The organism is Natronobiforma cellulositropha (assembly GCF_025629245.1).
Taxonomy (GTDB): domain Archaea; phylum Halobacteriota; class Halobacteria; order Halobacteriales; family Natrialbaceae; genus Natronobiforma; species Natronobiforma cellulositropha.
Genome location: NZ_JANZXN010000020.1, coordinates 91,198 through 104,497 on the forward strand (window position 1 = coordinate 91,198; position 13,300 = coordinate 104,497).

Annotated in this window: 8 protein-coding genes; 5 read left to right on the forward strand and 3 right to left on the reverse strand. The window is 66.1% G+C overall.

What is annotated here, in order from left to right:
* Positions 1-128 precede the first annotated feature (128 nt).
* From N0B15_RS10770 to N0B15_RS10780, 3 genes are all read left to right on the forward strand, one after another.
* Complete coding sequence (locus N0B15_RS10770) at positions 129-1,730, forward strand: endo-1,4-beta-xylanase (protein WP_263019709.1); 1,602 nt, start codon at positions 129-131, stop codon at positions 1,728-1,730.
* A 460-nt stretch (positions 1,731-2,190) separates the two neighbouring features.
* Entirely contained in the window at positions 2,191-4,431 is a 2,241-nt protein-coding gene (locus N0B15_RS10775) for a glycoside hydrolase family 3 N-terminal domain-containing protein (protein WP_425494227.1), read from the forward strand.
* Between the two features lie 585 nt (positions 4,432-5,016).
* Positions 5,017-7,227 (forward strand): hypothetical protein, encoded by a 2,211-nt coding sequence (locus N0B15_RS10780; RefSeq protein WP_263019711.1) that lies wholly within the window; start codon positions 5,017-5,019, stop codon positions 7,225-7,227.
* A 79-nt stretch (positions 7,228-7,306) separates the two neighbouring features.
* Here N0B15_RS10780 and thiE read toward each other — a convergent pair whose 3' ends face one another.
* Complete coding sequence (thiE, locus tag N0B15_RS10785) at positions 7,307-7,942, reverse strand: thiamine phosphate synthase (RefSeq protein ID WP_263019712.1); 636 nt, start codon at positions 7,940-7,942, stop codon at positions 7,307-7,309.
* Between the two features lie 540 nt (positions 7,943-8,482).
* Here thiE and N0B15_RS10790 point away from each other — a divergent pair.
* A complete protein-coding gene (locus tag N0B15_RS10790) occupies positions 8,483-9,397 on the forward strand; it encodes a DUF5995 family protein (protein WP_263019713.1) in 915 nt (304 codons plus the stop codon).
* Between the two features lie 39 nt (positions 9,398-9,436).
* Here the strand turns inward: N0B15_RS10790 and N0B15_RS10795 are convergent, their stop codons facing one another.
* Positions 9,437-10,522: a Gfo/Idh/MocA family protein gene (locus N0B15_RS10795; RefSeq protein ID WP_263019714.1), complete on the reverse strand. Its 1,086-nt coding sequence runs from the start codon at positions 10,520-10,522 to the stop codon at positions 9,437-9,439.
* Between the two features lie 141 nt (positions 10,523-10,663).
* Between N0B15_RS10795 and N0B15_RS10800 the strand changes: the two genes are divergently transcribed.
* Positions 10,664-11,116, forward strand: coding sequence for a universal stress protein (locus N0B15_RS10800; RefSeq protein WP_263019715.1), 453 nt, complete (start codon positions 10,664-10,666; stop codon positions 11,114-11,116).
* Here the strand turns inward: N0B15_RS10800 and N0B15_RS10805 are convergent, their stop codons facing one another.
* Positions 11,117-13,300, reverse strand: coding sequence for a dipeptide ABC transporter ATP-binding protein (locus N0B15_RS10805; RefSeq protein ID WP_263019716.1), 2,184 nt, complete (start codon positions 13,298-13,300; stop codon positions 11,117-11,119).

A 13,300-nucleotide genomic window follows, 5' to 3' on the forward strand; every position in this document is an offset into this window, starting at 1 on the left:
GTGTGGATTCGAGAGACGGTGGCGTGTCGGGTGTGACCAACGCGGTCATTCTCCGGGCGAGACTTCAATGATAAACCGATCGGATTCCTGTAGATTTATTAGCTCTAGCATACCACAGTGGACAACGCGTGGGGATCGAACTCACGAACAGACAGATGACAGCCACCGATACAGAAGCTGACGAGCGGGAGGGGGATCACCGAGAAGTACCGGACGGCGTCCGAGCGGGCGCGCTCGAGCGACGCCGCTACTTGCAGTTGCTCGGCGTCGCATCGCTGCTCGGCGGGGGCGTCGTCGGCTCGGCCGCCGGGGAGGAGACGGGCTGGAACGAGGGACCGACCGTCGAGCTGAGCGAGGTCGACCGCGACGCGACGGCGTGGGAGGACGCCGCAGACGAACGGATCGAGACCCATCGAACCGCACCGCTGGCCGTCGACGTGACCGACAGCGAGGGGCGAGCGCTCGAGGGTGCCGAGGTAGAAATCGAGATGCAGGCGCACACCTACGGTTTCGGCACGGCGGTGAACGCCCCGCTGTTGCTCGAGGACTCGGCCGACGCCGACACCTACCGCGAGTACGTCCCGGAACTGTTCAACAAGGGCGTCCTGGAGAACCACCACAAGTGGCGCTTCTTCGAGGAGAACCAGGAGACCGCGGACGAGGCGACCGAGTGGCTCCTCGAGCGCGGCCTCAGACTGCGCGGGCACACCTGTCTGTGGGCGAACGTCGACGCCTACGCGGTCCCCGCCGACGTCGAGGAGGCGCTCGAGGAGGGCGACGGCGAACACGTCCGCGAGCGGACGCTCGAGCACATCGAGACGATCATCGCCCACTACGGCGACGACATCGAGGAGTGGGACGTCGTCAACGAGGCCATCCACGAGACGTCGTTCATCACGGCGGTCGACGGCTCGGTCAACCCGGTCGAGGCTCCGATCCTCGCCGAGTGGTACGAGACCGCCGAGGCGGCTGCCGCCGAGGAGGGCGTCTCCATCGCGGTAAACGACTACAACGTCCTCGTCGGCCCACACACCTCGACGCGCAACAGCTACAAAAGCCAGATCGAGTTCCTCCTCGAGGAGGGCATCGACCTCGGCGCCATTGGTCTCCAGAGCCACTTCGGCACCGCGAGTCGTCTGAGTCCCGACGAGGTACTCGAGGCGCTCAACGAGTACGCAGCCTACGGCATCGAGATCAAATCGACCGAGTTCGACACCTACCAGGGAAGCTGGGACTCCTCGGAAGCGCAAGCAGAGTTCTTCTACGAGTTCCTGAAGACGTTCTACAGCCACCCCGCCACGGCGGACTTCCTCATGTGGGGCTTCTGGGACGGCGAGCACTGGGGCGACGACGCGCCGCTGTTCTACGAGGACTGGACGCCGAAACCCGCCTACGACGTCTGGATGGAGCTGGTCTACGACGAGTGGTGGACCGACGAAGCCGGTGAGACGGACGGCGAGGGAACCTACGGGACCCAGGGGTTCCACGGCGAGTACCAGATCACCGCGAGCTACGACGGGGAGACGAGAACGGTCGAGACGACGCTCGAGGAGGGCGGGACGACGGTGACGGTCGACCTCGACGTCGAGACCGAGAGCGAGAGCGACGACGCAACCGATTCGGTACCGGGCCTGGGCATCGTCTCCGGTCTCGTTGGCATCGGTGCTGGAGTCGGGTACGCCCTCGCGAAGCAGGTCCGAACGGCAGACGCAGACGAGGAGCATACATAGCACACACGCGTTCCATATCACAGAAAATCATTCCCTATTTTCGAAGAGGTGTGTTCTATTACCGTCTCCCAACGCACCGAGCGCGAGCAGCCCTGCTCTTCGAGCAGAGGATTACAATCGTATGCTTGTAACTGATGTGGCCGACTCCCGCAGCGACCGCGCTCGAGGTTCTAACCGCCCGGACGAGAGGGGTCTCGACAGGAATACGCCCCCAGACAGTGGCGGCTGATCCACTCATAGAGAACGGGTGACGAGCGCTCGGCCGGGCCGGCACGCACCGCTCTCGGGAGCAAGTCCCTCGGTCCGCGACTTCCGCCTGACGCGTGCGCGCGCTACCGATGTCAGAACTACTATTACGTCCGATCACGAGCGTTCAGGCGTGACACGAGAATCTAGCGAACCCAGGTACCGGGACGAGACGGCGTCGACGGAGGCACGCGTCGAGGACCTGCTCTCGCGGATGACGCTCGAGGAGAAGGCCGCCCAGCTCGGCTCGGTCAACGCCGAGCGCGTACTCGAGGGAACCGAGGTCGACCGAGAGGCCGCAAAAGAGTGGCTCGAGCACGGCATCGGCCACTTGACGCGTATCGGCGGCGAGGGTGGACTCTCGCCGACCGACGCGGCGCGCGTGACCAACGAGTTACAGGAGCTACTCGCCGAAACCCGCCTCGGCGTACCCGCCATCCCCCACGAGGAGTGTCTCAGCGGCTACATGGGGCCGGAGGCGACGACGTTCCCACAGATGATCGGCATGGCGAGCACCTGGAACCCCGACCTCCTCCAGGAGGTCACCCAGACCATCCGCGGCGAACTCGAGGGCATCGGGACGGTTCACGCGCTCTCACCCGTCCTCGACGTCGCCCGTGACCTCCGCTGGGGCCGGGTCGAGGAGACCTTCGGCGAGGACCCCTACATGGTCGCCGAGATGGCGCGCTCGTACGTCACTGGTCTCCAGGGCGAGGGCCGAGACGACGGCATCACGGCCACGCTGAAACACTTCGTCGGCCACGGGGCGACCGACGGCGGGAAGAACCGTTCCTCGCTCAACGTCGGCATGCGCGAACTGCGTGAGACGCACCTCTTCCCCTACGAGGCCGTCATCAGCGAAGCGAACGCCGAATCGGTGATGAACGCCTACCACGACATCGACGGCGTCCCCTGTGCGAGTTCCGAGTGGCTCCTGACGGACGTCTTACGCGGCGAGTTCGGCTTCGACGGCACTGTCGTCTCCGACTACTACAGCGTCCGCCACCTCGTGACCGAACACGGCACCGCGAACACCAAACGCGAGGCGGGCGTCGCCTGTCTCGAGGCCGGCCTCGACGTCGAGTTGCCCTACACCGAGTACTACGGCGAGCACCTCGTCGAGGCCGTCGAGGCGGGCGAACTCACCGAAGAGACGCTCGACGCGTCCGTCCGGCGCGTCCTCACCGAGAAGATCGAGAAGGGCGTCTTCGACGACCCCGAAATCGACGCCGAGGCGGCCGCAGACGCCTTCCACACCGACGCGGCCCAAGAGGTCAACGCCCGCGCCGCCCGCGAGTCGATCGTCCTCCTCAAAAACGAGGACGACCTCCTCCCCCTCGACGTCGGCTCCGTCGCCGTCGTCGGCCCGAAAGCCGACGACAAGAAAGAACTCATGGGCGACTACGCCTACGCCGCCCACTACCCCGAAGAGGAGTACGAATCCGACGCCATCACCCCGCTGGCCGCACTCGAGTCGCGCGACGGGCTCGAGGTCCACCACGAACTGGGCTGTACCATCTCCGGCCCCTCGACCGACGGCTTCGACGCGGCGCTCGAGGCGGCAGAAGGCGCGGACGTCGCACTCGCGTTCGTCGGCGCTCGCTCGGCCGTCGACTTCTCCGACGTCGACGAAGAACAGCGCAAGAAGCCGAGCGTCCCCACCAGCGGCGAGGGCTGTGATATGACCGACCTCGGCCTGCCGGGCGTCCAGGAGGAACTCGTCGAGACGCTCGCCGAGACCGACACCCCGCTCGTCGTCGTCATCGTCAGCGGCAAGCCACACGCGATCGAATCCATCGCCGAGCGTGCCCCCGCCATCGTCCAGGCGTGGCTCCCCGGCGACGACGGCGGTCCCGCGATCACCGACGTGCTCTTCGGCGCGTACAACCCCGGCGGGAAACTCCCCGTCTCGCTGCCGAAGTCCGTCGGCCAGCTCCCGGTCTACTACAACCGCAAGGCCAACACCGCCAACAAAGACTACGTCTACACCGACGCAGCGCCCGTCTACCCGTTCGGCCACGGTCTGAGCTACACCGAGTTCGAGTACGCGGACGTCGAACTCTCCGCCGACGCCATCACCCCGCTCGAGCGCGTCACCGCGAGCGTCACCGTCACCAACACCGGCGACGTCGCCGGCGACGAGATCGTCCAGCTCTACACCCACGCGGCCAACCCGAGCCAGGCCCGCCCCGTCCAGGAACTCCGGGGCTTCCAGCGCGTCTCGCTCGAGCCCGGCGAGTCCGCACGCGTCTCCTTCGACCTCTCGGCGACGCAGCTCGCCTTCCACGACCTCGACATGAACCTCGCCGTCGAGACCGGACCCTACGAGGTCCGCATCGGCCGCTCGGCCGCCGACATCGTCGAGACGCTCGATCTCGAGATCACCGACTCGAAGGTCGTCCCGAAGACCGCACGCACCTACTACACCGAGACGAGCGTCGAACCGCTCGAGTGAGCCGGCGCTCGGGATCGTGTTCTCTCGACGCATATTGTGTCGATCGTGTTCTCACAACACATATTGTGCCCTAACTAGTGGTCGTCGGGACGAGTCAGCGATACGTCGGCCGTCGCGCCGCTGGATCTTCTCGAGAGGGGGAAATCAGCCGTCGGTCGGATCACGAGCCGACGAGTGGACGTGCGAGAGAAGTGACGGGGCGCTGAACTATCCGCCACAGTACAGTCTTTCGAACAGGTCGAAATGGACCGAGGTATCGCCTTACGCCACGCCGAGAGCGAGCGTTTGGTCGTGACCAAATCGGAGAGGAACGCCCCCTTTCGTACGGAGGTGAACGCCCAAAATGTGACAGGCCTACGTCTGTAACGATTCGTCGCCCGCCCAGCAGAAACAGTCGTATTTCTGTACATTCGTTTGCTATGGCCAAACGGACGCAGCTCGGTCCGTCTCGGGAAGCGAAGAATCAAACGACGAACCCGTGAGCAGCCTTCCGAGCGGTTCAGTCGAAAGGAGGTATAGATAATACAATACAGACAGAATAAAACTTATCAGTCCTGTCGAGAATCGTAGGTCGGTGTCCGAGTCATGAGACAGAGCAGACGGACGTTTATCAGAGCCGTCGGTGCCAGTAGTATCGGGGCCATCGCCGCGAGCGCTGGCGCGACGACGGCGACGAGCGAGGTGTCGGTGACAGGCGGCGGGAGCGACATCTGGGACGAAGCTGACGAGTTCCACTACTACTTCGCCGAGCTCGAGGGTGACTTCGACGTCGTCGTTCGCGTCGACGACCAGGAGCACACCGACGAGTGGGCGAAAGCAGGGCTGATGGCCAGGGCGTCGCTCGCCGACGACGCGGCGAACGTGCTGGTTCGGACGACCCCCGGACACGAGACCTCGGTACAGTGGCGGCCGGCAGCGGGTGCGGAGGCGCGAAGCACGACATCGGAAGCCGGCGAAGGTATCAGCGCGGTCGACGGCGGAACGCTCGACGTCCGGTGGCAACGGCTGGTTCGCACCGGTGAGACGGTCCGTGCCTACGGCAGCGAGCATCCCGGCGAGTGGACGCTGCTCGCAGAGCTACCGGGCGACGAACTCGAGTTGCCCGGGGAGCTACTCGTCGGACTCGCGGTCACGAGTGCCGCCTCCGGTACACGCAACACGACGACGTTCTCGGACCTGAGCGGGGTTTCACCGACGCACAACGGAGACGTTGGGTCGGTGTCGGCCGCCGGCAGCGTCAGTGATCCCGAGAGCCAGCCAGTCGAGCCAACGCCGCCGCCAGCGGAGACGCCCGCCGTCGACGATGGCCAGGTTCTCATCAACGACGTGAGCGCGCTCTCGCCGAGTTCACCCATCGCGGTCAGCGACGGCTTCGCAGACCTCGAGTGGCTGACCGAGGGACCGCTCGCCGTCGTCCGCGTGACGAACCTGAACGCCGACGGCGAGGGGTCGTTCAAGTGGGCCTGTGAGGTCGGCTACGACGAACTCGAGAACGGAGACGCGGGTCGGCGGATCATCGTCTTCGAAGTGGGTGGCGTGATCGACCTTGCAGACACCGACATCCAGGCCGAACGGAAGCACATCTACGTCGCCGGTCAGACCGCCCCACCGCCGGGGATCACGATCGTCCGGGCGAGCAAGCCGGGTCTCGAGTTCGACGAAGAGAACCAGATCGTCCAGCACATCCGTTCGCTGCCGGGCGACGAGATCAGCGACCCTGCGGACGCGATCGTCGCGGGCGACAACGCACACAACGTCGTCTTCGACCACTGTACCGCCCTCTGGGGGACCGAGGAGTCGATGTCCGTCAACGCGGGGTCGGTCAGCGAGAACTTCACGTTCTCGAACAACCTGCTCGCCGAGCCGCTGTTCGATTCGCCGGTCCACAGCAGCGACGATACCCGTGCCTACGGCACCCTCCTCGGGAACGACGCCGACCGACTCGCGCTGCTCGGCAACCTCTACGCACACACCTGGAGTCGCAACCCGCGACTCAAAGGCGGCACCCAGGCGACGGTCGCGAACAACGTCTGGTACAACTTCGAACGCGGGAGTTCCCTCGGCGGAGACGTCGACGCGCCGAACTACGTCAACTACGTCGGCAACCGCTACATCGCCGGCGACGCCTCGGACACGGGTCGTCCGATCGTCTACACCTACCAGAGCGGCGGTCCCGACCTCAACGTCCACGTCGGGGAGAACTACCTCGACGAGGGCTACACCATGCTCGAGGAGCACAGCGGTCCCTTCGTCGTCCACGACGACCCCATCGAGACCTACTGGCCCGACGGCTTCACCCCGCTCGAGGGCGACCCCTACGAACAGGTGCTAGCCAACGCAGGTGCCCGCCCGGCCGAGCGACTCGAGGTCGAAGAACGGATTCTCGCATCCGTCGAGAACCGCACCGGTTCGATCGTCGACAGCCAGGCAGACGTCGGCGGCTACCCCGATCTCGAGCCGACCTACCGGGCACTCGAGATTCCCGACGGGGACATCAGTGGCTGGCTCGCCCAGCACACGCGGGCGGTCGAACGCGGGGAGGTCCCGCCCGGCGAAGAGCCGCCGGAACCCGACGCACCGGACGTCACCGGCGACGGCAACCCGGCCCAGGACCTCACCGGTGACGGCCGCTACGAAGACGTCACCGGCGACGGCCAGTTCGGTTTCAACGACGTCGTCACCTTCTTCGACGAACACACGGGCGAAACCGTCCAGAACAACGTCGAGTACTTCGACTTCAGCGGCGATGGACGTGTGGGCTTCACCGACGTGATCGCCCTCTTCGAACGCCTGTAGGGGTTCGAGCCACCGGCGGCTTCTCGGGGTGTAGAGCGGGTTCGCTCGAGCGCGTCGGAACAACACGGAGAGGAGAGGTCTAGTCGACGGTCACTGCCCGTCGAAGCGTGCGGGTCGCGGCCGCCGGATCGTCCGCAGCTGTGATCTCACTGATAACTGCGACACCTGCCGCCCCGGCTTCGACCACTGGGCGCGCGTTCTCGGCGGTGATCCCGCCAATGGCGACGACGGGGATCGACACAGCCTCGGCGACCGCCTCGAGTCGTTCGAGTCCGATCCCGTCTTTCGACTCGTCGACGGCCTTCGACGTGGTGCCGTAGACTGCCCCGACGCCGAGGTAGTCCGCGCCGTCGGCTTCTGCACGGGTCGCCTCCGCCACCGTGGACGCCGAACAGCCGACGACCGCGTCGGCCGGCAGGAGGTCGCGTGCGACCGCCACCGGGAGGTCCGTCTGGCCGAGGTGGACGCCGTCGGCGTCGATGGCCAGCGCGAGGTCGACGCGGTCGTTGACGACGAGGGCCACGTCCGCCGCTCGAGTCAGCTCCCGGAGTTCGAGACCGAGTTCGTAGCGGCTCCGTGCGGCAGTGTCCTTCTCGCGCAACTGAACGACGTCGACGCCGCCGTCGATGGCCGCTGCGACGATCTGTGCACTCGAGCGCCCGGCGGCGAGCGACGCCTGGGTGACGAGATAAGTCCGCCAGTCCGTGGGATTCATGCGTGGTACAACCCGGAGAACCCGATTAATCGCTTCGGTTCGCTCGAGCGGCGGTGAAAACGGGACGTCTCGAACGCGTGGTACACGAGAGTCACCACACATACCAGGTCAATACACATGGACTCAAAGCAATATGTCTGCTCGAAGAAGGGCGTTGTATGACTCACCATCTCGGGATACACCGTCCAGTACTGCCGGCCGCCCAGGTACAGCCACGACCCCACAGTCAACGGCTAGCGTGGTCTATCGATCGGGAGGAGTGGGAGTCGGCGTACGGCAGGAATCGACCGAAGAGAAGGGGAAAGCGCTCGGTCGAGACAGCTCCAGTCGTGTCTGTTGGACGGACTATGAGAAAATAATATAGCGGCATGTCATTACCTCGAGTGTACTAGGCAGGGTAGCCACTCCGATAATTCGAGTGTTGGCACCACTAATACGTCGCCCAATTTATCAACGAAAGTACTGTGGTTTTATCACCAGCCACGAACGTACTGTGAGCGTGTGTAATCAGCGATGTCTCGGCTGAGATATTACGTTCCGATGCGGACGGAGCTGCGGGCGCTCGAGCGGACGGTCAGACATCGGTCGTATCGACGTGCGTACCAGCCCGAATCACTCGCTGACCGGTGGTCGGGACCCGATCAGGTACTCGTCGACCTCGTGGACGAACCGTTTACGGAGATCGACGACGTGTACGATCGGTTGGAGGCAGCGGAGTCACACCTCCGCGAGCAGTGTGATCGCCGGTCGGTGTTTCTCACCATCTACGCCGAGATGACCGATGCCGTCCGCAAGGACCTCGACAACGACGTGTTCAACGATCCGGAGTGGGTGCGTGCCTACCTCGTCGAGTTCGCAGACTGGTACCGAAGAGCGCTACTCGCGTACGAGACTGGGCGGTTCGAGGAAGTGCCACACCCGTGGCGAGTCTCGTTCGAAGCCCCGGCCAACGAATCGACGCTCTACGTACAGGACGCGCTGTTGGGAATCAACGCACACATCAACTACGACCTCGCGTACACGCTGGCAGCGGTCGGCTTACAGCCCAACCGACGGGAGAAACTCGAAGATCACAACGAGATCAATCGGACACTCAACCGGCTGATCGACGTCGTCCTCGCCGAACTGGCGAACGTGTACGCGGCGGACGGCTACGCCCGCGTGAGCGAGGTTCTTGGGTCGCTCGATCACGCGTTCGTCCTACTCAGTATGGCGGAGAGTCGACGGCTCGCCTGGCAGAACGCCGTCTCGCTCGTCGATACCGACTGGGCTGTCGTCGAACGAATCGTCCGCTGGCGCATCGGCGCCGTCTCGAGCGGCGCTGCCTACTTCATCCTGACGCCGAGTACGAACCCACCGCTCATCGACACCCTCCGAACCGTCGAGAGTAGCGACCTTCCCAACGCCGACTTACATCGGGCGTGTCAGTACTGGATCCGCGAACGCGGAGACTGAACCGACGCCTCGTGTTCGAAGGATCGAAGTGAATCAGTCTCACTCCTCGGCCGGTTCGGGCGTGAGCGCACCCGACTCGACCAGATCGTGCAACGGATTGTCGTCGATCTCGAGTGGCAGGTCGACCCGGCCCCGTCGCCGGGCGGACTCCCAGATGCCGAAGATGACTTCGGTCGCGTTGAGTGCGTTCGCTGCGCCGATGGCCGGTTCCTCACCGGTCTCGAGACAGTCGACGACGTGGGCGACGGCGTCGCCCACCGGGTCGGTCCAGCGGCCCTCCTCGACCGTCCGGCGGGTCCAGGACGATTCGCCCTGACGACGCCAGCGGAGCGTGTTCGTCCCCTCCGCGTCCGCGGGGGCGACCTCGAGGACGCCCTCACTGCCGGAAAAGCGCATGCTCGCCGGAATCAGGTCCGCTCCGGGACCGGTCGATACCACCGTGACGACGCCGTTTTCGTGCTCCCAGAGGGCGTAGGCCTGGTTCTCGTTGTGGGCGCCGAACCAGACGTTCTCCTCGCGGTAGTCGATCTGTCCGATCACCCAGCGGGCGGGTGACTCGTCTGCGACGCCGAACGCGAAGTCGATCTCGTGGGTCCCACCGTCGTAGACGTTTCCCGGCGAGAGTTCGATCCGCTCGAGGTCGCCGATGGCTCCCGACCGGACGCGTTCACGCGCTTCGACCCAGGTCGGTTTGAACCGCCGCATGTGGTTGAACGTGAGCTGGACGTCCTCCTCGTCGGCGACCGCAGCCATCCGCCGCGCGCCGCCCCAGGTGAGGGCCATCGGCTTCTCACAGTGGATCGCCTGGACGCTCTCGGTGCGCGCACAGTCGACGACGACCTCGGCGTGAAGCTCCGGCCAGACGGAGATCGAGACGATGTCGGGTTCGGTCTCCGCGAGCAACTCGCCGTAGGTCTCGTAGGTGTGTGCGGCGTCGATGTCGAACGCCTCGGCGAACGCCGCCGCCCGCTCGGGGACGACGTCGGCACACGCGACGAGGGCACAGTTCTCGAGCGCCTCGTAGCCCTCGGCGTGGTAGTAGTTCATCGCGAACCCGCTGCGGTTCGGGTTCTCGAGATCCTCGGTGCTGCCAGTCCCGATGAACGCGACGTCGTACGAAGCCATACACACCCGTGTGGACGGGACCGGTTAGCTGTTCGCCTCGTGGAAATCTACGCGACGGCGGACAGCGTCCCGATCGGGTCAGCGAACGTGACCGATGATAGCGCTATACGCGCGGGAGACGTGTGTACAGCCAGGTGTGTCATGTACGAGACCATCCTGATCCCGACCGATGGGAGCGAACACGCAACGCGCGCCGTCGACGAAGGACTCGAGCTAGCCACGGCGGTCGGCGCGACGGTACACGTACTGTTCGCCGTCGAACCGATCCCCCTCGGCGGTGCCATCGCGGGAGCCACGGCGGCGAGTCGAGAGTGGAGTGACGTGATCGACCGTCAGTACGAAGCGGGCGAGGAGACCACCGCCGCCGTCGCCGACGCCGCTCGAGCGGCCGACCTCGAGACCGTCGAAGCGATCCGACACGGCAAGCCGACCGACGAGATCCTCGCGTACGTCGCCGAGAACGACATCGACGCGGTCGTGATGGGGACCCACGGCCGCTCGGGGGCGAACCGGGTACTCGTCGGCAGTGTGACCGAGCAGGTCGTCCGGCAGAGTCCGGTCCCCGTCCTGACGATCAGAACCGGCGTCGAGTGATCACGGCGGGGTGGTGGAAGCGGGACCTACGGTCTCGTCGCCGTCTGCGTCGTCTCGAGCCGCCGCCGCGACCTCCTCGGCGACGTGACAGCGCGAACGGGCGTCGCCGACACGTACGGCCGGCGGTTCCGTGCGGACGCACTCCTCGGTGGCGTGTGGACAGCGCGGGTGGAACGCACAGCCACCCGGCGGGTCGGCCAGACTCGGCGGCTCACCCGCGAGACCGCGCGCCCGTCCGTCGCCGTCGAGCGCCGGAATCGCCTCGAACAGCGCCTGCGTGTAGGGGTGACTCGGCCGGTCGACCACCGTCTCGACCGGGCCGCGTTCCATCACCTGTCCCGCGTACACCACCAGGAGACGGTCGGCGACGTGGGAGACGACCTCGAGGTCGTGCGAGACGAGGACGTAGGCGAGACCGAGACGCTCCTGTAAGTCGAGCAACAGCGAGAGCACTTTCGCACGAATCGAGGCGTCGAGTGCGCTCACCGGCTCGTCTAACACCAGGAGGCGAGGCTCGAGCGCCAGCGCGCGGGCGATGGCGACGCGCTGGAGTTGTCCACCAGAAAGCTGGTGTGGATAGCGCGAGCGGTGTTCGCTCGAGAGGTCGACCAGGTCGAGCAGTTCGTCGACGCGTCGGTCGCGCCGGTCGGGGTCCCAGCCGCGTTCACACATCGGCTCGGCGAGCGCCTGCGCGACCGTCTGGCGCGGGTTGATGCTCGCACGCGGGTGCTGGAAGACGACGCCGACCTCGGTCACCTGGTCGGCGGTGCGCTCGCCGACGGTCCCGACGGGGTCGCCACCGAGCCTGACGGTCCCCGCAGTCGGCTCACAGAGACCCGTGAGTACGCGTGCGAGCGTCGACTTCCCGCTCCCGCTCTCGCCGACGATGCCGACCGTCTCACCCGGCCACACCGACAGCGACACGTCCTCGAGCGCGCGGATCGAGCGGTCGGTCCCACGGAGCTGCTCGAGGATCGAACCTCGCATCTCGAAGGTCTTCGAGACGCCCTCGAGTTCGACGAGGGGGTCCGCACTGAACGCGAGCGCCCGGTCCCCACCGCCGGAACCGTCTCCGTCGTGCCCGTGGGAGACCTGGCCGTCGGACCCACCAGCGGTCCCACCGGTGTGCTCGAGCGAACTCGAGTCGGGTCGCAACGGTGCGCCCTGGACCGCCTCGAGTTCGCTGCAGGCGACGCGGCGCTCGGCGTCGAGACCGACGGTCGGTGGGTCGACCGTCCGACACTCCTCGGTCGCGTGCGCACAGCGCGAGGCGAACGGACAGCCGGGATCGGGATCGATCCGAGTCGGGACGACGCCACCGATCGTCGGCGGACGCGCCTTTCGGGACAACCCACCGAGCAGACACTCGAGCAAGCCCCGCGTGTAGGGGTGAGCCGGGTCCGCGAGCACCTCCTGGGTCGGTCCCGTCTCCATCACCCGCCCGCCGTAGAGGACGACGACCCGGTCGCAGGTCTCGGCGACGACCCCGAGGTCGTGGGTGATGAGGACGACGGCGGTCCCGAACTCGTCGCGAAGCCCGCGAATCTGTTCGAGGAGCTGTGCCTGCGTCGTCGTGTCGAGCGCGGTCGTCGGTTCGTCGGCGAGCAGGAGCCGCGGATTCGACGCCAATGCCATCGCGAGCACCACCCGCTGGCGTTGGCCACCGGAAAGCTGGTGTGGGTAGCTCTCGAGGCGATCCGCGGCGTCCGAAATGCCGACGGTCTCGAGCAAGTGGGCCGCCTGCTCGCGATACTCGCCCCACGCCCGACGGCGACGGAACGGTGGGACGCCGAGGAACTCGGGCAGCGAGACCCGCTCGGGTGCGTCCGCGAGCGCGACCGCCTCCGACAGCTGTTCGCCGACGGTGAACGACGGGTTCAACGCGCCGTGTGGGTCCTGGAAGACGGTCGAAATCTCGCTCGCGCGCAGGCGTCTGTGTGTCGCCTCGCTCGCGGTCGTGAGGTCGGTCCCGTCGAACGTGATCGAACCCTCGACCACCTCGCCGGGCGACTCGAGACCGACGATCGAACGCGCCGTCACTGACTTGCCGCTGGCGCTCTCGCCGACGAGACCGACGATCTCACCCTCGTGGACGGTGAACGACGCGCCGTCGACGGCGTGGATCGGGCCGTCGGGGGAGCGAAACCGGGTGTGGAGGTTCTCGACCGAGAGGAGTGGATCCAC